Origin of the sequence: Pseudomonas sp. SLFW, assembly GCF_009905615.1 — a bacterium.
GTDB lineage: Bacteria > Pseudomonadota > Gammaproteobacteria > Pseudomonadales > Pseudomonadaceae > Aquipseudomonas > Aquipseudomonas bambusae.
This window is the reverse complement of the sequence record NZ_JAAAKW010000005.1, coordinates 126814-148641: the sequence shown is the minus strand read 5'-3', so window position 1 is coordinate 148641 and position 21828 is coordinate 126814. Positions and strand designations below refer to the sequence as shown.

Here is a 21828-nt window from a genome sequence, read left to right as displayed (position 1 = left end):
AGGTCCTCCCGACTTCGGACTACCAGAAGAGTCGCGGGAGTATAGAAAAGAGCCCGCACAGCGCAATGGTGTCGAAACGCCGTAATAGAGCGGCGAAACGCCACTTTTCAGGGTGACTCACGCAACGGTTTTGCGGACGCGGGCGTCTGCGCTGGGAGGTTGGGTCGTGATCCTCCAGCAATCCGACCAGTTGCCTTCACGGCGTTAAAAACCCTCCTACACTCCCAATGTCTGTTCGGGGATGACGCCCAGCCGTCCGCTCGCCCCCAGACAATCCCCGCCCCATCAACCGAATCATCCACGCCGTTTTTCACTTCGGGAGGTGTATGTATGTCGAGCAAACGTCCCCCTTTCACCATGGATTGCTGGAACAAGGACTGGATCATCCATGGCCACAAACTGGTGTGCCGGTCCTGTGGTGCCGGGCAGTGCCCCGCGTTGAACGAGCAACCGTTCAGACACACCGAGACCTGCGAGGTCTCTGCGGCCGGAGCCCGTTACCCCTGGCGGGAACTCAATGCCATTCTCAAGGACGGACTGGCCGACGCCAGGCGCATGCTGCATTGACTCGTTTTTTACGCGCCCACCTGTGACGAGCCTTCACACTGGCTGTGCCATCTGCGGTGTTTTATTGCCCGGAACCCTCGCCTACGCTGTGCTCACCCCGGACACACATGCCTCTGGGGATTCTGATCACTGACCGTGGAAAGAGACCGATGAGCACAGCCCCCAAGCCAGATGAACTCGCAATCCCTTATCAACTGCCCCAAGTGCCGTTCATGACGCCGGACATGGTGCACGCTGGCGTCCTCACCGATTGGCTGCAAGACGACAATCTATGGGTGCCGGTCACCGCGTCGGTCTCGTTCAAACCCCTGTTGCTCAGCACCACCGGCGGCTATTACATCAACCTGTTGCGCGTTCGCCAGAGCGGCGTGCTGTCTCGTCATCGCCACAGCGGCGGCGTGCATGCGCTGGTCCTTAAAGGCCGCTGGTATTACCTCGAACACGACTGGGTGGCCACCGAAGGTTCTTTCGCCTACGAGCCACCAGGGGAAACCCACACCCTGTTCGTGCCGGAAGACGTGGAAGAAATGATCACCTGGTTCCACGTTCAGGGCGGTTACACCTACGTTGACCCGCAAGGCGTGGCCGTGGGATACGAGGACGTGTTCACCAAGCTCGAAACCGCACGCAAACATTACAAATCCCTGGGGCTGCCGGACGAATACATCGAGCAGTTCATTCGCTGACAGGCCGATCTCCGGCGACGGGCGGGTGGCTTGTTCGTGTGCCCGAATGCTGGCAGGCTGCGCCCACCGTAGCCTGTCGCGAGCGTGCAGATGGATAACTACTCACAGATGCTGGCCTTCATATGGGCGACCGAACATGGCAATTTCTCGGCGGCGGCGCGGGCCAACGGCCTGACCCCTTCGGCCATCAGCAAGCTGATCACCCGGCTTGAAGACCGTTTGCAGGTGCGGCTGTTTCAGCGCGGCACCCGCACGTTGACCCTGACCGAGGAAGGCTCGGCCTATCTGGTCAGTGCGCGGGCGGTGATCCATGCGATGGCGGAAGCGGACTCGCTGGCGGAAGCATTTCCCGGCCGGGTCAGCGGCGCGCTGCGCATTCACACGATGACCACTTTCGCCAAACACCAGATCCTGCCGTGGCTGCCGGAATTCCTGGCGCGCTACCCCGGCCTGACGGTGGATGTGCAAGTGGGGCCGCAGTACGTGGACCTGTTCGATCAGGGGCTGGACGTGGCGATTCACAGCGGCGGACTGCCAGACTCTTCGCGAATCGCGCGGAAGATCGGTGAAAGCGCGTGGGTTACCTGCGCGTCACCGGATTACCTGGCGCGCAAAGGGACGCCTGCTCAACCGCAGGACTTGCTGAACCACGACTGCTTCAACTTCGGCTTTCACAGCGCCTGGAACACCTGGCAATTTCGTGCCGGGACAGGCGACGCCGAGGCTGGCATCGTCACCCTGCCGATTGCCCCCAAGGCCGTTTTTGCCCAGGGTGACTTGCTGCGGGAGATGGCCTTGAGCGGCGCGGGGATCGTCAAGCTGGCGCAGTTTCACATCGGCGAGGACATCCGGCAGGGTCGATTGGTCCCGCTGCTGAGCGACTTCAACCTGCCGGGTAAAGAGCCGATTTACCTGATTTATTCGAACAGGAAGCACCTGAGCCCGAGAATCCGCGTGTTCCGCGATTTTCTGGAAGACAAGCTGAAGGAACATCCATGGGAATAAGCACGCCGATCAGAACGTCGGCGGCGAAACCGCGCTGACCACCACGCACACTTCGTCGAACGGGTTGCGCATGCGGTGCGGCAAGCGGCTGTCGAAGTAATAGGCGTCGCCTGGCGCAAGGATGCGGACCTCATCGCCGACAGTCATTTCCAGACGACCTTCGATGATGATGCCGCCCTCCTCGGCTTCGTGGGAGTACAACTCTTCGCCTTCCTGGCCGGTGTCGGCGCCGGGTTCGTAGCGTTCGTGAAGAATCATCATCGAGCTGTTGGTCAGGTTGGCCCCGACTTGCCGGTAGGACAGCATTTTGCCGTCTGCCAGTTCGACCAGTTCATTGGCCTTGTAGAACACCGCACGGTCGACGACCGCCGAGTCGGAGAAAAATACGCTCAGGGTGACGTTCAGCGGCTTGAGCAGGCGCTTGAGAATACTGACTGACGGGCTCGATTTGTCGCGTTCGATGATCGACAGCGTGGCATGGGGAACGCCCGCCAGTTCGGCAAGACCACGGATCGACAACCCCCGGCTCTGACGCAGCGCCTTGAGCCGCTCGCCGACCGACGCCGTGTCTTCGCTCGGGACCTCGTCTTCGACGGGCTCTTCCGGCGCGTGGGGGTTGCGGCTGATCGCCGGCGAATCTGTCACGGTTGTGTCCTCGAATGAACTCGGCATGTCACGGGCCGACGCCGCGTGAATGCGCGTATGAGACGGCGTGCATCCGTCGATGCCTGAAGGGTCGCGGTGCACCAAGTTGGGTATTTCGCACCAACCGGCGTCAGCTGACAAGCGCAAAAGTAACAACCGCTGACGACCGATCACCGGACGCGGGCGTGGCCGTGGGCTCGATGCCCCGAACGGCGTGAGCTTGACGGCTGGCCTGATCGCAAAAGCCGGGCGTGAAAAAACAATCGCTTACCGGTCATCCGGGCGATTTCAGTTTTCGGGGGCGCGGGAAAATAAAACTTGCTTCGCAGATTTGCAGGTGGTAAATATTTTTACCACCACCACACAACATCATCTGCGTCGAGGTTCCACATGCACAAGAAGCACAAGCCGTGCCACGCTTTAGCCGCTCTCGCGTTGACCGTTGCCGGACTTGCCGCCGCACAGTCGGCAAGCGCCCGTGACCTGACCATCGTTTCCTGGGGAGGAAACTTTCAGGACGCGCAACGTGAGATTTTCTTCAAGCCATTCGGCGAACAGACCGGCAAAAAAGTCCTCGACCAGAGCTGGGACGGTGGCGTCGGCGTACTCGACGCCAAGGTGAAAGTCGGCAACCCGAACTGGGATGTGGTCGAAGTGGAAGCCGAAGACCTCGCGCTGGGCTGCGACACCGGCCTCTACGAAAAAATCGACTGGGCCAAGGTCGGCAACAAGGCTGACTTCATTCCGGAAGCGGTGAACGATTGCGGCGTGGGCGCCATCGTCTGGAACACCGGTGTGGCGTGGGACGGCGACAAGCTGAAAACCGCGCCGACCTCTTGGGCCGATTTCTTCGACACCCAGAAATTCCCCGGCAAACGCGGCCTGCGCAAAGGCCCGAAATACTCGCTGGAGTTCGCCCTGATCGCCGACGGCGTTAAGCCCGCTGACGTTTACAAAGTGCTGCGCACCCCGGAAGGCGTGGACCGTGCGTTCAACAAGCTCAACAGCATCAAATCCAGCATCGTCTGGTGGGAAGCGGGCGCGCAGCCGCTGCAAATGCTCTCGGCCGGTGACGTAGTGATGAGCTCGGCTTACAACGGCCGCATCACCGGTTTCAACCGCAACGAAGGCAAGCACTTCAAATTCCTGTGGAACGGCAGCGTCTCGGCCATCGACTCCTGGACCGTGCTCAAAGGCAGTGAAAACAAAGCCGCTGCGATGGACTTCATCGGCTTCGCCAGCAAGCCGGAAAACCTCTCCAAACTGCCGAAATTCATCGCCTACGGCTTGCCGAACAAAAAGGCCAACGAGCTAGTTCCTGCGGACCTGAAGGCTGACCTGCCGACCACCCCGGACAACCTCGCCGCCGCGCTGCCGCTGGACGTCGAGTTCTGGGTCGACAACACCGAATCGCTGACCGAGCGCTTCAACGCCTGGATCGCCCAGAAGTAATTCCGGCGCATTTTCCGCCACCGTTCCAGCGTGGCGGCTCACCCTGCAAACCTCCGCCATGTCGCGCGCCCGTGCGCGACGTGACGGCCACTGATTGCTTCTTCATTTTGCGTGAACAGGCAGATGAGTAGCGAAGACGGCACCTGCCTACACCCTGATGAGGGCTGCGACATGAAACACCTGGTCAGCTTCAAGAACATCCAGAAAACCTACGACGGCTTTCGTCCGGTCGTGAAAGACCTGAACCTGGACATCGCCGAAGGAGAATTCGTCACCCTGCTCGGCCCTTCCGGCTCGGGCAAGACCACCAGCCTGATGATGCTCGCCGGTTTTGAAACACCGACTCAGGGCGAGATCTTTCTGAAAGACAAACCGCTGCACAACCTGCCACCGCACAAACGTGACATCGGCATGGTGTTCCAGAATTACGCCCTGTTCCCGCACATGACCATCGAGGAGAACCTCGCGTTTCCGCTGTCAGTGCGCAAGATGAACCGCATCGAGCGCGCCGAGAAAGTGCGCCGCGCCCTCGACATGGTGCGCCTCAACGACTTCGCCAAACGCTACCCGGCGCAGATGTCCGGCGGTCAGCAACAGCGTGTTGCCCTGGCCCGCGCGCTGGTGTTCGAGCCCAAGCTGGTGTTGATGGACGAGCCCTTGGGCGCCCTCGACAAACAGCTGCGCGAGCACATGCAGCTGGAGATCAAGCATTTGCACAAACAGTTGGGGCTGACGGTCGTTTACGTGACCCACGACCAGAGCGAAGCGCTGACAATGTCGGACCGCGTGGCCGTGTTCAATGACGGCGTGATCCAACAGATCGACACCCCGGCGGCGATCTACGAAACCCCGACCAAAAGCTTCGTGGCCCAGTTCATTGGTGAGAACAACACCCTGCACGGCACGGTGCTGTCCCAGGACGCCACCCACTCCACCGTTCGCTTGAAGGACGGCAGTCTGGTTCAGGCGATCACCGTGACCGGCGCACAGCCGGGAGAACCTGTCGCGCTGTGCATTCGTCCTGAACGCGTGCTTGTCAGCGCAGCAGGCAGTACGCCCCTGACCGCACGGATTCGCGAATACATCTACCTCGGCGATCACGTGCGCATGATCACGGAAATCGCAGGGCAACCTGACTTCATGATCAAACTGCCCGCCACCCAAATGGACAGCAGCTGGACCGTCGGCAGTTCCATCGCCCTGTCCTGGGCGCACGAGCACATTCGTGCGCTCGACGTCATCCAGCATTGAGGTGCCGATCATGAGTCAGACCGCCGTTCTGTTGCACCGCGACGAAGACCCCGTCGACCTGAGGGCCAAACTCAGAAGGTCCCAACGCACGTATAAACTGAAGTCGCTGGCGCTGATCGCGCCGCTGTTCCTGTTCGTGCTCGTGTGCTTTGCCTTCCCCATCGGCACCCTGCTCAGCCGCAGCGTCGACAACCCCGAAGTCAACACCGCCATGCCCGCCACCACCACTGCCTTGAGTGGCTGGGAAGGCACCGAGCTGCCCGGCGAAAGCACCTACGCCGCGTTGATCAAGGACCTTGCCAGCGCCAAGGAAAACGGTCAGATCCTCGCCTTGAGCAAGCGCCTGAGTTACGAGATTCCCGACTACCGCACCGTCATCACCAAAACCCTGCGCAAGTTGCCCGACGACGGCGCGGCCTCGAAACGCGAGGCGCTGATCGACGTCGACAAAGCCTGGGGCGATGTCGTGTACTGGAAAGCGCTGAAACAGGCGTCGTCGAAACTCACGCCCTATTACTTGCTGGCGTCCGTCGATCATCGGCTGGATTCGGCGACGGTCAATCTGGTGAAGGCGGAGCCAAATCAGTCGATCTACGTGGACATTTTTGCCCGCACCTTTTACATCGGCGCCATCGTCACCGTGCTGTGCCTGATCCTGGGTTTCCCGGTGGCCTACTGGCTGGCTATTTTGCCGGAGGGCAAAAGCAACCTGCTGATGATCTGCGTGCTGCTGCCGTTCTGGACCTCGCTGATCGTGCGCACCGCCGCGTGGATCGTCCTGCTGCAATCGGACGGTTTGATCAATCGCACACTGATGTTTTTCGGCATCGCCGATGCGCCGATCCAACTGGTGTTCAACCGCACCGGAGTGATCATCGCAATGACCCACGTGCTGCTGCCGTTCATGATTCTGCCGCTGTACAGCGTGATGAAAAGCATCCCGACGAACTACGTGCGGGCCGCCATTTCCCTGGGCGCGCATCCGTTCGTGGCGTTCTGGCGGGTGTACGTGCCGCAGACCTTCGCGGGCCTGGCGGCGGGCGCTCTGCTCACGTTCATTCTCGCCATCGGTTACTACGTGACCCCGGCGCTGGTGGGCGGTGCAGCGGATCAGATGGTCAGCTACTTCGTCGCGTTCTACACCAACAAGACCGTGAATTGGGGCATGGCGTCTGCCCTTGGCAGCCTGTTGCTGATCGCCACCCTGCTGCTCTACGCGGTGTACGGCAAACTCACCAACCCGACTCAGGCGAGGTAATCGACATGTTGCAACCCTACGCATCCCCCGCCGAAAAACTCGCCCGCTTCGGACTCGTCTCGGTGTCGATCCTGATCCTGCTGTTTCTGATCGTGCCGATCCTGGTGATCATCCCGCTGTCGTTCAACTCGTCGTCGTTCCTGACGTACCCCATGGACGGGTTTTCCATGCGCTGGTACCAGGAATTGATGTCTTCGGAAGAATGGCGGCAGGCGTTCAAAAACAGTTTCATCATCGCGCCCGGTGCGACGCTGCTGGCGATGGTGTTCGGCACCATGGCCTCGGTCGGGCTGTGCCGCGGTGACTTTCGCGGCAAGAGCGTGGTCATGGCGTTCCTGATTTCGCCGATGATCGTGCCGCTGATCATTGTCGCGGTGGGGCTGTATTTCTTCTTCGCCAAGCTGCAGTTGCTCAACAGCTACCTCGGCCTGGTGCTGGCCCACGCCATGCTCGGCGTGCCATTCGTGGTGATCACGGTCAACGCGACGCTGCAAGGTTTCAACACCAACCTGAGCCGTGCGGCCGCGAGCCTGGGTGCCCCGCCGCTGACGGTGTTCTTTCGCGTCGTGCTGCCGCTGATCGCGCCCGGCGTCATCTCCGGGGGACTGTTCGCCTTCGCCACCTCGTTCGATGAAGTGGTGGTGACGCTGTTCCTCGCCAGCCCTTCGCAACGCACCTTGCCGCTGCAGATGTTCGCCGGGATTCGCGAGAACATCAGCCCGAATATCGCCGCCGTCGCCACCATCATGGTCGTGCTGTCGGTCTTGATGCTGCTGACGCTGGAGGTGCTGCGGCGGCGTAACGAAAAATTGAAGGTCAAACAACAATAAACAGGCGGCAGTCCCTTGTTCGGGACGTATTGAAAACCATGTGAGGCCGCCCCGACCCTATGCAGGGGCGGCAAACGACTGTCCGGATTCAGAGGTTGAGAATGGCTAACTTAGTGGGCGATGTATCCAGCGCCGCGCGTATCCTGCCGGAACTGAACGGTGAAAAGCTGTTCATCCAGAAAGGCAAAGGCGCCTGGCTCTGGGATGACAAAGGGCGTCGGTACATCGATACCGCGCTGGGTTTCGGCGCGGTGCTGTTGGGTCACGCCAACGACACCGTCAACGAGGCCGTGACGCACGCATTGAGCGACAGTGCCGCGCCGTCCTGGGCCCACGTGCGCGAACACGCGGCAGCGGCGGCGCTGGCGAAGCACACGGGCGAACTGACCAAAGTGATGTTCACCAACTCCGGCAGCGAAGCGGTACACCTCGCCTGCCGAGCCGCCCGTGCGTACACCGGGCGCGGCAGAATCGCCAAGATGGCAGCGGGGTTCGACGGCTGGTTCGATGACGTGAGCTTTGGCAACGTGACCTCCAACGAAGCGCGTTTCGAAGACGGCGCTCGCCCCGCGACCGAACGTACCACGCTGCTGCGCTTCAACGACTTCGCTGACGTCGAGCGGCTGTTTGCGGAAGACGGCGATATTGCGGCGGTGATCCTTGAACCGATGCTCGCCAACGCGGGCTGCATCATGCCGGTGCCCGGTTACCTCAAGCATGTCCAGGACATCGCGCACGCACACGGCGCGCTGGTGATCTGCGATGAGGTGTTGATGGGCTTTCGTCTGTTTGCCGGGCTGGCGGGTTTGCGCGAAGGCCTGGACCCGGACCTGGCCAGCGTCGGCAAGGCGATCGGTAACGGCGTGCCGGTCTCGGCGGTCGTCGGCAAGCCGCATATCTTGCAGGGCTTCGAAGAAGGCCGCGTCGCCCGGGGCGGCACGTTCAGCGGTAACCCGCTGGCCTGCGCGGCGGTCAGCAGCACCTTGGCGTTGCTGGATCAAAGCGATTACGAGCAGTTGGTGCAGCGCGGCGAGCACCTGCGTGTGGCGATCGAAGAGATTTTCAAGGCCCAGGGCATCCAGGCCGTGACCAGCGGGTATGGCAACGTATTCGGCATCTGGCACGCCGACGTTGCGCCCGTCACGTATGAAGACGCTTCAAAGGTCGCCAACCCCGCCTTCACCAAAGCCCTCCACCTCGCCCTGCGCGAAGCCGGTGTGCTGATGATGCCGTCACCCTATGGACGGATCTACATCTCGTTCGACCACGGGGATGAAGTGATTAATGCGATGAAAGTGGCGTTCGAGCAGGCGGCTGTAAAACTGCGCGCCGAGTTCGGCAGCCCGTGATTCAAGACTGTGGTGGGTCAGCCGGCTGTGCAACGCCTGACCCACCGCTTCGCGGCCGTCGCACAGCTCGGGCTGCTCCCACAAGGTTCAGGCCGGTCGCGAAATCCTCACGCACCGCAAACCCCGTGGGAGACGCCGGGGGGACGATGGCAGCGATGGCGACCTATCTGACCGCCGCCACTGACTGGCCTCAGCTCACCAAACCTGGCGCAGGCCCCAGCTCCGCACGCAACTTGCTCAACGCTGCGTAGGCCTTGTCGCGATACGCCAGCAGTTCGGCGCGTTTTTCCGGGTCGATGTCGAGAAAACCGTGCCCGGACTTGAGGCCGTAGTTGCCGCCGTCCACCAGGTCCTGCAGGGCTTTCGGCGCCGCCAGACGGTCGCCATACGTGCCCGACAGCGTTTTGTAGGAAGACGCATAAACGTCCAGCCCGGCCATGTCGCCAATCGCGAACGGCCCGAACAGCGCCAGACGGAAACCGAAGGCATTGCTCACCACCAGATCGACCTGTTCCGGCGTCGCCAATCCCTCTTCTACCACCATCACCGCTTCCTTATAGAGCGCGAACTGCAAACGGTTGGCGACGAACCCCGGAGTGTCCGCGACCCGCGCAGGCACCTTGCCGACCGCGCGAATCAGCGCTTCCAGCGTGTCGACATGAGCGGGCAATGTGTGTTCGCTGGCAATCAGCTCGACGCTCGGAATGAACGGCGCCGGGTTCATCCAGTGCACGCCCAGAAAACGCTCCGGGTGAGTGACGAACTTCGCCAGTTCGCCGATCGGAATCGCCGAGGTGTTGGTGCCTATGATGGTGTCCGCTGGGGCCGCCGCCGACACGCGCCCCAGTACATCGCGCTTGACGTCCATCGATTCGAACACCGCCTCGGTCACGTAATCCACGCCCTCGACCGCCTCTTCGATGGAGCCTGCGGCGGTCAGGTTTGCGCTCAGCCGCGCATGGGCATCTTCCGGAAACAGCCCGGCTTCGGCGAACGCCTTGGCCTGTTTGAGCAGGCGCTCCAGATTGTCCTTCGCCACGCTGGCGGACACATCGCCCAAGACCACCTGCGCGCCGCCCAAGGCCAACACTTGAGCGATGCCGCCGCCCATGTAGCCCGAACCGACTACGGCCACTTTCTTGATCGTCATGCTGCAACTCCTATTCTTGAATGACAGACCCAGCCATCAGAGATGCTGATCGCTGCGGTCCTTGAGACTCGACAAAGCCAGTGCGGCAATCACGCCGCCCGCCGCCAGATAAGCCGCCACCGCATACCCCGAACCGAAGCTGACCAGTAGGAACGACGCGATCAGTGGCGCCGGACCACCGGCGACCAGCGAGGACATCTGGTAGCCAACCCCCGCACCGGTGTAGCGAACGTGCACCGGAAACTGCTCGGAGATCAGCGACGCCTGGGCGCCGTACTGAATGGCGTGAGGCACCAGCGACAGGGTAATGGCGATGAAAATCCAGGTTTCGTTGCCCGAATTCAGCACCCAGAAGTACGGGAAGGCCATGAGGATCAGCACCGCACACCCGAAGTAATACATGTTGCGGCGACCTACCCGGTCCGCGAGGTTGGAAAAAATCGGCAACAGGATCAGGTCGAGGATCGCTGCGGACAACGTCCCAAGCAGCACAAAAGTGCGCGACACGTGAGCTGTTTGCGTCGCGTAATCGAGGATGAACGCCGTAAAAATGTAGAACGGCATCTGCTCGGACATGCGCAGGAACGCCACTTTGACGATCTCGCGCCAATGGTGTTTGACCACGAACTTGAGGGGGCTTTTCTCGATTTGCTGGTTCTGCTTCTTCGCCGCGAAGGACGGCGTCTCTTCAATGGAGAGACGCACGAGCAGGCCGACCACCACCAGAATCCCCGACAGCAGGAACGGAATGCGCCAGCCCCAATCAAGGAAATGCTCGCCGGTGAAATAGCTCGACCCCATCACCGCCGAGGTCGACAGGATCAGGCCGATGGACGTGCCCAGTTGCGGCCAGGCGCCCGCCGCACCGCGCTTCTTCTGATCGCCCCACTCCAGCGACATCAACGCCGCACCGCCCCACTCACCGCCCACGCCGAAGCCCTGGACCAGACGCAAGATGATCAAGATCACCGGCGCCCACAGCCCGATACTCTCGTAGGTGGGCAAAAATCCGATGAGAAAGGTCGCCAGCCCGGTCATCACCAGCGTGACGATCAAGGTGGTCTTGCGCCCGACGCGATCGCCGTAGTGACCGAAAACTGCCGCGCCGATGGGGCGAATCGCGAAGGCGATGGCAAAGGAGGCGAACGACAGCATCAAGGAGACGAGTCGGTCATGGGTGGGAAAAAATAACAGAGGGAACACCAGCGCAGCCGTCGCACCATAGATGTAATACTCGTACCACTCGATGGTGGTGCCGATCAGACTGCCCACCGAAGCCCGGCGGCGCTGTTTGAGCTGGTGAGCGGTGGGTTGCGCCGACTGCGCAACCGGCTCGGTGTTGGGCGCAGAGGTGCTGCCTCCCAGGGTACCGTCGAGTGTAGACATGAAGCTGCCTCCGTTATTCTTATTGGGGTAGGCAAAGCGCGCGGAATGGCCTGTTCAGGCCCTCTGGCTAGCGCTCTGTCATGAGCGACGCGTTGTGGCGTGTGGCTTTTACATGTGAGCAGCTCACAGTATTTGTTATTTTTTCACAATGTCAAGCAATCTGCGTTAAGATTTAACAGCGCAAGCTATCACTTTTCACATTCAGGATTCTTGATGAACACTGATGAACAGACCCACCGCACGCTCTACCTGATCCGCCACGGCGAAACCGACTGGAACGCCAAACGCCTGTTGCAGGGGCGTCGCGACATCCCTTTGAACGCCGTGGGTAAAGGCCAGGCGGCGGTATCCGGCACCTGTCTCAAGTGGCTGCTGCCAGACGCGTCGAGCACCGACTTCATCGCTAGCCCGTTGGGCCGCACGCGCGAGACCATGGAAATCATCCGTCAGCGAATGGGGCTGGACGCCGGGGATTACCAGACCGATGAACGGCTGGTGGAGATCAACTTTGGCGAGTGGGAAGGACTGGACTGGCAGCAGATCGCCGAGCGTCAGCCGGAGCGTTACGCCGCACGGCAGGCTGATCCGCTGAACTTCATGCCCACCAAGGGCGAGAATTACCCCCACGTGTTCGAGCGCGTCGGCAGCCTGCTGGGTTCATTGCAGCGGGACACGGTTCTGGTCGCCCACGCCGGGGTGCTGCGCAGTTGCCTGGCGTTGCTCACCGACGTGCGGGATGACGAGGTGCCGCTGCTGGAAATCCCGCAGGACCAGGTGCTGATGGTGCGCGATGGCCAATTTGCCTGGATGCGGGTCAGCACGGCGCTGGATGGAAGCCGCTGACCGTAGGGCGACGTCAACGGCGATCAGGCGAGGATCAGTTCGATGCCCGAACGGCGAATGCCAGCGGCGGAATCGCTCGTCAGCCCGTCGTCGGAAATGATCGGATCGAAGCGGTCAAGACCGGCGACGCGGTACATGCCGAAGGTGCCGTATTTGGAGCTGGTGGCCATCAACACCACCTGCGACGACCCGGCCATGGCGGCCTTCTTGACCTCGACTTTGGCCTCTGACGGGGTGGTGATGCCCCGTTGCAGATCCCAGGAGCTGCTGGAAATGAAAGCAATGTCGGTGGCGAGATTGCGCAGGGTGTCGGCAGCGAGGGTGCCAATGCCGGTGATGTTGTCGTGGTCCAGCACGCCGCCGGTGTGAATCACTTTGACGTGCCGCGCTTCCGACAGGGCGATGACGATGCTGAAATCGTTGGTGACCACAGTGATGCCTTCCAGCGCGATGATGTGCGGCACGAGGCAAAGCGTCGTCGTGCCCGCATCGAGGTAAACCACCATCCCCGGCTTGAGGTACTGCGCGGCGATCACGGCCATGCGCTGCTTCTGCTCGGATTCGAGAATCACGCGCTTATGGTGGCTCGGCTCGTTGGCCATCTGACTCGCCAGACGCACGCCGCCGGGCACGGAAAACACCAGTCCTTCCTGCTCCAGCAGCGCGATGTCCCGGCGCACGGTCATGTGCGAACAATTGAAGATTTCCGTGAGCTGCACGACGCTCAACGTCTGCTCGCGCCGAAGCCTGCGAATGATCATCTCGCGACGTTGCGCCGGTTGCATCGGCAGCGCATCAGGTGATGGCAGAAGGTCTTCGCTCATGGGGGCTCTTGGGGTCGGGTTGAGGGCGTAGATTAACGCACAACGTCAGGCGGGCGCTGCTGATTGCACCCGTTTCATTTACCACTCCAACCTGATGCGGCTCTCGAATACCCGCTCCTCCCCCGTCACCGGATCGACGAACCGCACCCCCTGCGCCAGCAACTTCAGCGGCCGGTCGTAATCATCCACGGCGTCCTTGATCACCTCGGGATAGAAAGGGTCATTGCAGATTCCTGCGCCCAGCGCCGCCATGTGCACCCGCAATTGGTGCTTCTTGCCGGTTACCGGGTACAAGCCATAACGCCACAGGTCGCCCTTGCGCTCACAGACTTCGATGCGGGTTTCGGTGTTGCTCTGCCCTTCCCCTTCCTGCATGCGAAAAAACGGCTCGCCATCCACCAGACGGCTCTTGTGCACCCGAGGAAATTCCAGCTCAGGCAAGGCGCGGGCGATGGCTTCGTAGCGTTTGTCGATTTTCCGGGTGGGAAACAGCGCTTGATACGCCGAGCGGCTGTCTTTATTCGCGGAGAACAGCACCAGACCTGCGGTGTGGCGGTCGATACGGTGCAGCGGCACCAGATTGGGGTTGTCGAGCGTACGAATCAAGCGCCGCAGCAACGTCTGTTCGACGTACTCCCCGGCAGGCGTGACTGGCAGGAAGTGCGGCTTGTCGGCGACCACCAGATGCTCGTCGGCGTACAGAATAGTCTCTTGCACGGGAATCGCCACTTCATTGGGCACTTCGCGAAAATAGTGAATGCGCAGGCCTTCACGGTACGGCAGGTCCAGTGCGATGGGCTGTCCTTCACCGTCCAGGACTCGACCACGGGCAATCCGGTCCAGCCATTGTTCCCGGCTGATAGCGCTGAAGCGTTCGCACAGGCAATCGACCACCGTCAGCCACGGCCCCGGTGGAAGATAAAGGGTGCTGGCCTGGCGTTCGGCGGCGATGAAAGCGGGTTCGGACATGAGGGGCTCTGGATCGGTGATCGGGCGGACACGACAAGCGCGGCATTATCGCCCAGCCCCGCCGCGTTGCGCGAGCAGAGCTGCAACAGGGATGACGGTGTGGTGGACACTGCCGTGACGATTTGTCGCAGCCCGATTCAGTACCAGTTGTCAGACATCCATATGACAGCGGTAGAAGCGACAACTGATTTGTCCTAAAATGTTTCCAAATCGGCAAGCAGGCGCGACACCGATCGACATCAACCGGGCCTTCACAGACCCACCCGATGACCGAATCCGAAAACGCCTGCCGGACCTGAACTCATAAAAAGAAAGCCCGTCCTCGACGGGCTTTTTTCGTTTTCAGCGTTTGTTCCGCGCATCGAGCGCGACCGCCGGACTCGCAACGTCGGCACTGAAGACCCAGGACACCCCGGTGTTCTCACTGCCCACGACAGATTTTGTATTTCAAACTTTGAGGTGACACCCATGCTGGTTCAACTGTTTCAATGGATCAAACGTCTTTCCACCGGCACACCGGCCGAAAGCGAAGAGCGCTACTCGCAATCCTTCCAGGACGAAGAAAGCGATATCGGTCGCTGGACCTTCATGTCGGTATTCATCGTCTTCACCCTGAGCCTGTACATCGTCGCGGGCCTTGGCTACTACGCCAAAGTGCACGTATGGGATGGCATGAGCGAAGCGCAGAAAGAAGCCGTTGCGAAAGCGATGGTCGTGGACACGCAATATCTCTGATTGACCGACCTGGATTGTGCGCCCCGGACTGAGAGACCGCCCGGCCTCAGTCACGCAAAAACATCACCACCTGCCCGGTGTCGAACGGCCAATCCAGTTCGGCACCGGTGTCAGTGCGCCGCAACACCGGAATGCGCAAGCCGTACGCGTCATTCAGCGCGTCACTCTCCGCAATATCGACCAACTCGACCAACAAGCCGTGCTCCACCAGGGGCATCAGCTCGGCCTCGGCAACCTCGCATAAATAACACCCTAACGTCCCGAAAAGTTGGCACTCTGGCGGCATGTCGTGACCCTCTGCATGGGGATTTCAACGGCTGAACGCCAGTTTAGGCCCGCCCTGAAATGCCGTCGAGCCGGAACCGACGTCGAGAGAAGTCGTTGGAACGGTCCAGCACCGGCTTCTCGAACCAGCGATAGCCAACCCACCCGTAGCAGAGCACCGCGGCCATCATCAGCACGGTGAACAGCACGTTGTCCCACAAGCTGTCAGGCCGACTTCCCACGATCTGCCAGACGCGCCCGATCACCCCCAGCACCAGCAGATGCGACAAGTAAACGGTGTAGGACATGTCTCCGACAGCCACCAGAAATGGCGGCATGCGCAAGTGACGACGGCGCTCCAGCAAGGCGAACCCGAGGATCAGCGTGCCAAACACCCCGCCCACCGCGAACATGCGCAGCAGGCCGTCATCGTCAAACAGGCGGTAATAACCGATGAGCCCGATGCCCGGGAGTAACGCGGCGATCAGCGCGATGACGACGGCACGCGTAGGAATGCGTGCGCTGTGCGGGCCGTAAAACAGCAATGCCAGGGCCACGCCGACCATGAATTCCAGCGAGTACGGATGAAGGATGATCCTCAGCGCCGCGTTGTAGTCCCGCCAGTCCTGGACGCAATTGAACACGATCAGGACGAGCGCCCAGACCGCCAGAAACGCAGGCAGCCAGCGCTCACGAAACAGCATCAATCCGGTGAAGACCAGGTAGAACCACAGCTCGAACAGCAGCGACCAGGCGACCATCACCAGCAACACTTTGTCGTTGGGCAGCAGGAGGAAGGACATCAGCAGGTTGGACGATCCGTGGGTGCTGTTCACCATGTTCGGCTGCACCAGCACCACCGCCAGGGTGAGGAAGAAATATAGCCAGTACGTGGGATAAATGCGCGAAACGCGATTGAACAGAAAGCGCTTGGATTCGGCGGCTTTCTGAAATCGGCCCCGGCTGACGATCACCATCACGAAACCGCTGATGATGAAGAACAGGTCCACGCCCAGTTGAAAGAAATCCAGCAACGGCGGCAGCAGAATGTCGCCGCCCGAATATTTGTGCTCCACGGCGGTCATGTGGAACAGCACCACCCCCAACACCGCCACGCCCCTCAACCCCTGAAGGGAATAGATACGTTCCATCGACTGCTCCTACTGCGGACGCGGTCCTCAAGGATCGCGACAAATCCGGCATGTCGGAGGCAGGCGCTTCTGGCCATGCCTGCCCCATTGGGGAACAAGCATAGCCAACGGTGGGTATCACGCTTCAGTCGTGACTGACAGCACCGATCTTGTGAATCGACAGGTCGGCGCCGTAGTACTCCTGTTCCTGACTGAGCCGTAGCCCCAGGCACAGTTTGATCACGCCATAGACCAGGAAGCCCCCCACCAGGGCAATCGCCACACCCAGCGCGCTGCCGATCAACTGGCTGATCAGGCTGACGCCACCGATACCGCCCCAGCTCGTCTGACCGAAAATGCCACAGGCAATCCCGCCCCATACGCCGCACAGACCGTGCAACGGCCACACGCCCAGCACGTCGTCGATCTTCCACTTCACTTGCGCGGCGGTGAAACACCAGACGAACAAGGCGCCAGCGATGATGCCGGTGACCAGCGCGCCCACCGGGTGCATCAGGTCGGAACCCGCGCACACGGCGACCAACCCGGCCAGCGGGCCGTTGTGCAGAAAGCCGGGGTCGTTGCGGCCGACGATCAACGCGGCAACGGTGCCGCCGACCATCGCCATCAGCGAATTGACTGCCACCAGACCGCTCACGCCGTCCAGCGTCTGGGCGCTCATGACGTTGAAGCCGAACCAGCCGACGATGAGAATCCACGAGCCCAGCGCAAGGAACGGGATGCTCGACGGCGGATAAGCCACCAGCCTGCCCTCGCGATACCTGCCGTGGCGCGCGCCGAGCAGGGTCACGGCTGCCAGCGCCAGCCAGCCTCCCATCGCGTGCACCACCACTGAGCCGGCGAAATCATGAAAGCTCGCTCCAAAAGACTTCAACAGCCAGGCCTGCAGGCCGAAGTTGCCGTTCCACACCATGCCTTCGAAGAACGGGTAAACAAACGCAACAATCAACACTGTCGCGCACAATTGCGGGGCGAATCGGGCACGTTCGGCAATGCCGCCGGAAATGATCGCCGGGATGGCCGCCGCGAAAGTCAGCAGAAAAAAGAATTTCACCAGGCCGTAGCCATGGTCGGTCGCCAGCACACTCGCCGGTTGCAGGAAGCTGACGCCGTAGGAAATCCAGTACCCCACGAAGAAATACGCCAGGGTCGAGACCGCAAAGTCGCTGAGAATCTTGGACAGCGCGTTGACCTGGTTTTTTTGCCGGACGGTCCCGACTTCCAGAAAGGCAAAACCGGCATGCATGGCCAGAACCATGACCGCGCCGATCAGAATGAACAGGGTATTGGAGCTGTGGACCAGGGTGTCCACCGCGCTTTGCACATTTTCCATCGAGAGGCAGGCCTGCAAGTGATGAAAAGCACCAAAGCGGCACAACGTTTCTATCGCACTCGGCAAACAGCACCAATCTGGCGCACGCGCACCGCTGCGCGAACCGGTTTGGCGCACGCTTATCGACAGAAAAATTGAACGCTTAAGGGTTTTTCTCGGTTTTATGGTTTTGAATCAACGTGTCGGCGCATTCACCGACTCCCGCGCTCCGCGATGGAGCGCGCCGCCTCCCTGGCGCACCAACACAAAGCAAAACCTGTACCAGCCAAACAGATCGCAATGCAGGGCAATTGGAATGAACCTTCGCGAATAGGCCATACTCGAAAGCCAATATTGCCACCCCTACGGAGAACACCCATGGCTCGCCCGACCGCAGAGAAAGCCCAGGATATTTTGATGGCAGATTTCCAGACATTGGTGGCCGACACCGAAAAGCTGCTGGCGCATACCGCGTCGTTGGCCGGTGAGCAGGCTGACGTCTTGCGTGATCAGATCAACGACAGCCTGGTACGTGCCCGCGAAACCTTGGCGCTGGCGGAAGAAGCGCTGCGCAACCGCAGCCAGGAAGCCGTAGTCGCCACCGAAGAATACGTGCAAGCCAATCCATGGCAATCCGTGGGCATTGCCGCTGGCGTCGGCTTCTTGCTGGGTCTGCTGGCTACAAGGCGCTGACTGATATGACCCTAGGAACAGGTCCATCCGAGACCGATAACACGTCTTCGCCTCGTCGACTGGGAGCGGCCTTTCTTGGCTTGCTGCACAGCCACGTCGAGCTGTTCGGCATTGAATTGCAGGAGCAGAAAGCGCGCACCGTGAGCCTCCTGCTGTTCGCGGGTCTGGCGCTGGTGTTCGCGCTGTTGTTGCTCATCGGGCTCTCGGCGTTGCTGCTGATTCTGGTGTGGGACAGCTATCGACTCAGCGGCATCATCGGACTGTGCGTCTTCTATACGCTGGCTGCGCTGTTCTGCGCGATGCGTCTGCGGTCCGCAATCTTCGATGAATCCTCGCCCTTCCATTCGACCCTGGAAGAACTGGCCAATGACCGCGAGCGACTGATGCCATGAGCCACCCCGATTCGCCCCAGACTCATAACCGTCGGGAACTGCGCAAAGCCCTGATCCGCCTGCGCATGGAAATGCATCGCCAGGAAATCCGCCACGAGTCCGCGCAGTTGCTACGCCCCCTCCACCGCATGCGCGGCATGGCCCATGACTTGCCCGGTTCCCTGGGCATCAAACACGCGCCGCTGTGGGGCGTCGGCATCGTTTCGCTGCTGGGCTTCCTGACCGGCAAAGGCGCGCGCAGCAAACGCACTGGCAGTGTCACGCGGTTGATCAAACTCAGCGCCAGTCTGATGCCGATCATTCGTCTCATCCTTCAAACCTCGGGGCGTCGTCCCTGAGCTGGCCATTTGGCTGCATTCTTGCAACAAATCTTGTCTGCGCTTTTGCCCCGTGTTTTTTCACGGGGCGAAGGTGCGCCTACGCCTGACCATAAAGCCAATAATCATTGAGGACACCCTGTGATCGATGGGCAACCGCTAGCGTGTTTTCAGCCGTTCATCGATACCGCCACCGGCCGTATTGCAGGAATCGAAGCACTGGGACGTCTGCGTCAATCTGACGGGCGCCTGCAGTCCGTGGGCCCGTTGTTCGCCGACCCGAGAAGGCCTGCGGCCGAGCTCCGCCGACTGGACCGATTGATACGCGACAACGCGCTGGGGCGGTTGCATGAAGTCCCGAATGACTGGTTTCTGAGCATCAACATTTCCCCACGCTGGATCAGCCGCCTGCGCCCCGGCCAGCCGCTGCCGAGCCTCAAACAATTGCAGCAACACGGTATCCCCGCGCAACGCATCGTCTTCGAGATCACCGAGTTGGGCGGCGACAGCCAGCGCTTGAGCGAGGTGGTCGCGCGCTACCGGGAAGCGGGCGCGCGCATCGCCATTGATGACTTTGGCGCGGGCTATTCGCAGTTGGACCGGGTGCTGGCCTTGCAACCTGACATCCTCAAACTCGACATGCGTCTGTTTCAGGCGGCGGCCCGTGGTGGCCCCAGCAGCGACGTGGTCAAGGCCCTGGCGCAGATGGCTGAAAAGACCGGTTGCTGGATCATCGCCGAAGGCGTGGAAACCGAAGCCGAACTGCATTTCGCGCTGGAATGCGGCTCCCGCTACGTCCAAGGCTTCCTGTTCGCACAGGCCGAAGAAAACTTCTTCGCCGCCGACGCCTTTGTGGAGCGCTTCGCCGAATTGCGCGACCGCTACGTCATGCAAAAGGTGGTGGACCGCGAACGCTGGATGAATCTGCGCAAACAGCTCAGCCAGCTCATGCAGCGCTTGCAGGCCTGGGCCGAGGGCGACGAGCCGCTGGGCCATCTGCCGGACGTGCAGGAATACCCTTGGCTGCTGCGGTTTTATCAATGCGACCGACACGGCACGCAACTCACCCCCAACCTCGAATGGCGCCAAGGCGCATGGGTCGCCGACACCCGCTACATGGGGCATAACTGGTCGTGGCGGCCATACTTCTATCACCTGCTCGCCGAGGGCTGGCACGAGCGTCGTCTGACCCTCTCCAACACCTACCGCGACGCGACGAGCAACCAGTATTGCCTGACCGCCGGGCAGTTCTTCAATAACGGCCAGCGCTTGCTGCTGATTGACGTCGACGCCGCCGGCTTTTGATTCATCGGCTGCTTGATGTTCTGCTTGCAGCCCGACAGACGAACCGGGAAGCTAGCCCGGTAATCACTCGATGGAGTACCGGCCTTGGATTGGCAGACCCTGCTCACCCGCGAGCGCCTTGGCAAGACCCTGCACAGCCCCGAGGAACTGGGGCGAAGCCCGTTCCACAAGGACCATGACCGCATCATTTTTTCCGGGGCGTTCCGGCGGCTGGGACGCAAGACCCAAGTCCACCCGGTGACCAGCAACGACCATATCCACACGCGCCTGACCCATTCGCTGGAAGTCAGCTGCGTGGGGAGGTCACTGGGCATGCGTGTCGGTGAAACCCTGCGCGGCGCCCTGCCCGACTGGTGCGAGCCAAGCGACCTGGGCATGGTCGTGCAGTCGGCCTGTCTGGCCCACGACATCGGCAACCCGCCGTTCGGCCACTCCGGTGAAGACGCCATCCGCAACTGGTTCAAACAGGCAGCGGGCCGCGGCTGGCTTGACGCGATGACCGACGTCGAGCGCAATGACTTCCTCAATTTCGAGGGCAACGCTCAGGGCTTTCGCGTGTTGACGCAACTGGAATACCACCAGTTTGAAGGCGGCACCCGGCTGACGTACGCCACCCTCGGCACGTACCTCAAATACCCGTGGACCGCCCGTCACGCCGACTCTCTGGGCTACAAAAAACACAAATTCGGTTGTTACCAGAGCGAACTGCCGATCCTCGAACAGATCGCCCATAAGCTCGGACTGCCGCAACTGGAAGAACAACGCTGGGCGCGGCACCCGCTGGTGTACCTGATGGAGGCGGCCGACGACATCTGCTACGCACTCATCGACCTTGAAGACGGCCTTGAGATGGAGCTGCTGAGCTACCCGGAAGTCGAGTCCCTGCTGCTGGGGCTGGTGGGTGATGACCTGCCGGAGACGTACCGCCAACTGGGGCCCAACGACTCGCGCCGACGCAAACTGGCGATCCTGCGCGGCAAGGCGATCGAGCACCTGACCAACGCCGCAGCCCGTGCCTTCGTCGAACAGCAGGACGCCCTGCTTGCAGGCACCTTGCAAGGCGATCTGGTCGAGCACATGCACGGCCCGGCCAAACGCTGCGTCCTCAGCGCCAAGGACATGGCCCGCAAGAAGATCTTTCAGGACAAACGCAAAACCCTCCACGAAATCGGCGCCTACACCACGCTGGAAATCCTGCTGAACGCTTTTTGCGGCGCTGCGCTGGAACAGTTCGGTGGCCACACGCCGTCATTCAAGAGCCGCCGCATCCTCGACCTGCTGGGCAACAACGCGCCTGATCCCGACTGGTCGCTACACACCTCGTTCCTAAGGGTCATCGACTTCATCGCCGGCATGACTGACAGCTACGCCAGCGAGATGGCGAGGGAAATGACCGGGCGCTCGAACCCGATCCACTGATCCCAGGACCGGACGCTGCGTTCAC

The 21828-nt window shown here is 61.1% G+C and carries 23 protein-coding genes; 15 read left to right on the top strand and 8 right to left on the bottom strand.

What is annotated here, in order from left to right:
* Window positions 1-330: 330 nt before the first annotated feature.
* From GVN17_RS11140 to GVN17_RS11130, 3 genes are all read left to right on the top strand, one after another.
* A complete protein-coding gene (locus tag GVN17_RS11140; RefSeq protein ID WP_166595313.1) occupies window positions 331-567 on the top strand; it encodes a hypothetical protein in 237 nt (78 codons plus the stop codon).
* Between the two features lie 149 nt (window positions 568-716).
* Window positions 717-1253 carry a 2,4'-dihydroxyacetophenone dioxygenase family protein gene (locus GVN17_RS11135; RefSeq protein WP_166595312.1) on the top strand — a complete coding sequence of 179 codons (537 nt, stop codon included), beginning with the start codon at window positions 717-719 and terminating at the stop codon, window positions 1251-1253.
* A 90-nt stretch (window positions 1254-1343) separates the two neighbouring features.
* Window positions 1344-2258 (top strand): LysR family transcriptional regulator, encoded by a 915-nt coding sequence (locus GVN17_RS11130; RefSeq protein WP_166595311.1) that lies wholly within the window; start codon window positions 1344-1346, stop codon window positions 2256-2258.
* 9 nt (window positions 2259-2267) lie between these two features.
* Here the strand turns inward: GVN17_RS11130 and GVN17_RS11125 are convergent, their stop codons facing one another.
* A complete protein-coding gene (locus tag GVN17_RS11125) occupies window positions 2268-2903 on the bottom strand; it encodes a cupin domain-containing protein (RefSeq protein WP_166595310.1) in 636 nt (211 codons plus the stop codon).
* A gap of 390 nt (window positions 2904-3293) precedes the next feature.
* On the opposite strand from GVN17_RS11125, the gene GVN17_RS11120 reads away from it, so the two are divergent.
* The 5 genes from GVN17_RS11120 (at window position 3294) to GVN17_RS11100 (ending at window position 9043) form a co-directional block, all read left to right on the top strand.
* Entirely contained in the window at window positions 3294-4355 is a 1062-nt protein-coding gene (locus tag GVN17_RS11120; RefSeq protein ID WP_166595309.1) for an ABC transporter substrate-binding protein, read from the top strand.
* Window positions 4356-4526: 171 nt separating this feature from the next.
* Window positions 4527-5606, top strand: coding sequence for an ABC transporter ATP-binding protein (locus GVN17_RS11115; protein WP_166595308.1), 1080 nt, complete (start codon window positions 4527-4529; stop codon window positions 5604-5606).
* A 10-nt stretch (window positions 5607-5616) separates the two neighbouring features.
* Window positions 5617-6864, top strand: a complete 1248-nt coding sequence (locus GVN17_RS11110; protein WP_166595307.1) for an ABC transporter permease — start codon at window positions 5617-5619, stop codon at window positions 6862-6864.
* Between the two features lie 5 nt (window positions 6865-6869).
* Complete coding sequence (locus GVN17_RS11105) at window positions 6870-7694, top strand: ABC transporter permease (protein ID WP_166595306.1); 825 nt, start codon at window positions 6870-6872, stop codon at window positions 7692-7694.
* A gap of 101 nt (window positions 7695-7795) precedes the next feature.
* On the top strand, window positions 7796-9043 hold the full coding sequence (locus GVN17_RS11100) for an aspartate aminotransferase family protein (protein ID WP_166595305.1): 1248 nt from the start codon (window positions 7796-7798) through the stop codon (window positions 9041-9043).
* A 190-nt stretch (window positions 9044-9233) separates the two neighbouring features.
* On the opposite strand, the gene GVN17_RS11095 is transcribed toward GVN17_RS11100, so the two are convergent.
* Both GVN17_RS11095 and GVN17_RS11090 read right to left on the bottom strand, forming a co-directional pair.
* Complete coding sequence (locus tag GVN17_RS11095) at window positions 9234-10193, bottom strand: 3-hydroxyacyl-CoA dehydrogenase family protein (RefSeq protein WP_166595304.1); 960 nt, start codon at window positions 10191-10193, stop codon at window positions 9234-9236.
* 36 nt (window positions 10194-10229) lie between these two features.
* Window positions 10230-11579, bottom strand: a complete 1350-nt coding sequence (locus GVN17_RS11090) for an MFS transporter (RefSeq protein ID WP_166595303.1) — start codon at window positions 11577-11579, stop codon at window positions 10230-10232.
* Window positions 11580-11792: 213 nt separating this feature from the next.
* On the opposite strand from GVN17_RS11090, the gene GVN17_RS11085 reads away from it, so the two are divergent.
* Window positions 11793-12422, top strand: a complete 630-nt coding sequence (locus GVN17_RS11085) for a histidine phosphatase family protein (RefSeq protein WP_166595302.1) — start codon at window positions 11793-11795, stop codon at window positions 12420-12422.
* Window positions 12423-12445: 23 nt separating this feature from the next.
* On the opposite strand, the gene GVN17_RS11080 is transcribed toward GVN17_RS11085, so the two are convergent.
* Window positions 12446-13246: a DeoR/GlpR family DNA-binding transcription regulator gene (locus GVN17_RS11080; RefSeq protein WP_256665185.1), complete on the bottom strand. Its 801-nt coding sequence runs from the start codon at window positions 13244-13246 to the stop codon at window positions 12446-12448.
* Window positions 13247-13324: 78 nt separating this feature from the next.
* The gene (locus tag GVN17_RS11075; protein ID WP_166595301.1) at window positions 13325-14215 is read right to left on the bottom strand and encodes a pseudouridine synthase; all 891 of its coding nucleotides are present in this window, start codon (window positions 14213-14215) and stop codon (window positions 13325-13327) included.
* Between the two features lie 468 nt (window positions 14216-14683).
* Between GVN17_RS11075 and GVN17_RS11070 the strand changes: the two genes are divergently transcribed.
* Window positions 14684-14950 carry a hypothetical protein gene (locus tag GVN17_RS11070; RefSeq protein ID WP_166595300.1) on the top strand — a complete coding sequence of 89 codons (267 nt, stop codon included), beginning with the start codon at window positions 14684-14686 and terminating at the stop codon, window positions 14948-14950.
* Window positions 14951-14996: 46 nt separating this feature from the next.
* Here the strand turns inward: GVN17_RS11070 and GVN17_RS11065 are convergent, their stop codons facing one another.
* The 3 genes from GVN17_RS11065 to GVN17_RS11055 all read right to left on the bottom strand — a co-directional run bounded on the left by GVN17_RS11065 (window position 14997) and on the right by GVN17_RS11055 (window position 17698).
* Window positions 14997-15236 (bottom strand): glutaredoxin family protein, encoded by a 240-nt coding sequence (locus GVN17_RS11065; protein ID WP_166595299.1) that lies wholly within the window; start codon window positions 15234-15236, stop codon window positions 14997-14999.
* 43 nt (window positions 15237-15279) lie between these two features.
* The gene (locus GVN17_RS11060) at window positions 15280-16365 is read right to left on the bottom strand and encodes an acyltransferase (protein ID WP_166595298.1); all 1086 of its coding nucleotides are present in this window, start codon (window positions 16363-16365) and stop codon (window positions 15280-15282) included.
* A 124-nt stretch (window positions 16366-16489) separates the two neighbouring features.
* Window positions 16490-17698, bottom strand: a complete 1209-nt coding sequence (locus GVN17_RS11055; RefSeq protein WP_166595297.1) for an ammonium transporter — start codon at window positions 17696-17698, stop codon at window positions 16490-16492.
* 357 nt (window positions 17699-18055) lie between these two features.
* Here GVN17_RS11055 and GVN17_RS11050 point away from each other — a divergent pair, with 357 nt between their 5' ends.
* The 5 genes from GVN17_RS11050 (at window position 18056) to GVN17_RS11030 (ending at window position 21803) form a co-directional block, all read left to right on the top strand.
* Complete coding sequence (locus GVN17_RS11050; RefSeq protein WP_166595296.1) at window positions 18056-18370, top strand: YqjD family protein; 315 nt, start codon at window positions 18056-18058, stop codon at window positions 18368-18370.
* Window positions 18371-18375: 5 nt separating this feature from the next.
* Window positions 18376-18762 (top strand): phage holin family protein, encoded by a 387-nt coding sequence (locus tag GVN17_RS11045; RefSeq protein WP_166595295.1) that lies wholly within the window; start codon window positions 18376-18378, stop codon window positions 18760-18762.
* The gene (locus GVN17_RS11040) at window positions 18759-19100 is read left to right on the top strand and encodes a hypothetical protein (RefSeq protein WP_166595294.1); all 342 of its coding nucleotides are present in this window, start codon (window positions 18759-18761) and stop codon (window positions 19098-19100) included. The genes GVN17_RS11045 and GVN17_RS11040 overlap by 4 nt, the downstream gene beginning before the upstream one ends.
* A gap of 120 nt (window positions 19101-19220) precedes the next feature.
* The gene (locus GVN17_RS11035) at window positions 19221-20384 is read left to right on the top strand and encodes an EAL domain-containing protein (protein ID WP_166595293.1); all 1164 of its coding nucleotides are present in this window, start codon (window positions 19221-19223) and stop codon (window positions 20382-20384) included.
* Between the two features lie 84 nt (window positions 20385-20468).
* Window positions 20469-21803, top strand: coding sequence for a deoxyguanosinetriphosphate triphosphohydrolase (locus GVN17_RS11030; protein WP_166595292.1), 1335 nt, complete (start codon window positions 20469-20471; stop codon window positions 21801-21803).
* Window positions 21804-21828 lie beyond the last annotated feature (25 nt).

Coding starts and splice junctions, on each gene's coding strand:
- GVN17_RS11140 (WP_166595313.1), top strand. CDS start 331: ATGTCGAGCAAACGTCCCCCTTTCACCATGGATTGCTGGAACAAGGAC.
- GVN17_RS11100 (WP_166595305.1), top strand. CDS start 7,796: ATGGCTAACTTAGTGGGCGATGTATCCAGCGCCGCGCGTATCCTGCCG.
- GVN17_RS11095 (WP_166595304.1), bottom strand. CDS start 10,193: ATGACGATCAAGAAAGTGGCCGTAGTCGGTTCGGGCTACATGGGCGGC.
- GVN17_RS11055 (WP_166595297.1), bottom strand. CDS start 17,698: ATGGAAAATGTGCAAAGCGCGGTGGACACCCTGGTCCACAGCTCCAAT.
- GVN17_RS11050 (WP_166595296.1), top strand. CDS start 18,056: ATGGCTCGCCCGACCGCAGAGAAAGCCCAGGATATTTTGATGGCAGAT.
- GVN17_RS11060 (WP_166595298.1), bottom strand. CDS start 16,365: ATGGAACGTATCTATTCCCTTCAGGGGTTGAGGGGCGTGGCGGTGTTG.
- GVN17_RS11080 (WP_256665185.1), bottom strand. CDS start 13,246: ATGAGCGAAGACCTTCTGCCATCACCTGATGCGCTGCCGATGCAACCG.
- GVN17_RS11135 (WP_166595312.1), top strand. CDS start 717: ATGAGCACAGCCCCCAAGCCAGATGAACTCGCAATCCCTTATCAACTG.
- GVN17_RS11130 (WP_166595311.1), top strand. CDS start 1,344: ATGGATAACTACTCACAGATGCTGGCCTTCATATGGGCGACCGAACAT.
- GVN17_RS11085 (WP_166595302.1), top strand. CDS start 11,793: ATGAACACTGATGAACAGACCCACCGCACGCTCTACCTGATCCGCCAC.
- GVN17_RS11045 (WP_166595295.1), top strand. CDS start 18,376: ATGACCCTAGGAACAGGTCCATCCGAGACCGATAACACGTCTTCGCCT.
- GVN17_RS11120 (WP_166595309.1), top strand. CDS start 3,294: ATGCACAAGAAGCACAAGCCGTGCCACGCTTTAGCCGCTCTCGCGTTG.
- GVN17_RS11090 (WP_166595303.1), bottom strand. CDS start 11,579: ATGTCTACACTCGACGGTACCCTGGGAGGCAGCACCTCTGCGCCCAAC.
- GVN17_RS11105 (WP_166595306.1), top strand. CDS start 6,870: ATGTTGCAACCCTACGCATCCCCCGCCGAAAAACTCGCCCGCTTCGGA.
- GVN17_RS11065 (WP_166595299.1), bottom strand. CDS start 15,236: ATGCCGCCAGAGTGCCAACTTTTCGGGACGTTAGGGTGTTATTTATGC.
- GVN17_RS11040 (WP_166595294.1), top strand. CDS start 18,759: ATGAGCCACCCCGATTCGCCCCAGACTCATAACCGTCGGGAACTGCGC.
- GVN17_RS11110 (WP_166595307.1), top strand. CDS start 5,617: ATGAGTCAGACCGCCGTTCTGTTGCACCGCGACGAAGACCCCGTCGAC.
- GVN17_RS11115 (WP_166595308.1), top strand. CDS start 4,527: ATGAAACACCTGGTCAGCTTCAAGAACATCCAGAAAACCTACGACGGC.
- GVN17_RS11070 (WP_166595300.1), top strand. CDS start 14,684: ATGCTGGTTCAACTGTTTCAATGGATCAAACGTCTTTCCACCGGCACA.
- GVN17_RS11075 (WP_166595301.1), bottom strand. CDS start 14,215: ATGTCCGAACCCGCTTTCATCGCCGCCGAACGCCAGGCCAGCACCCTT.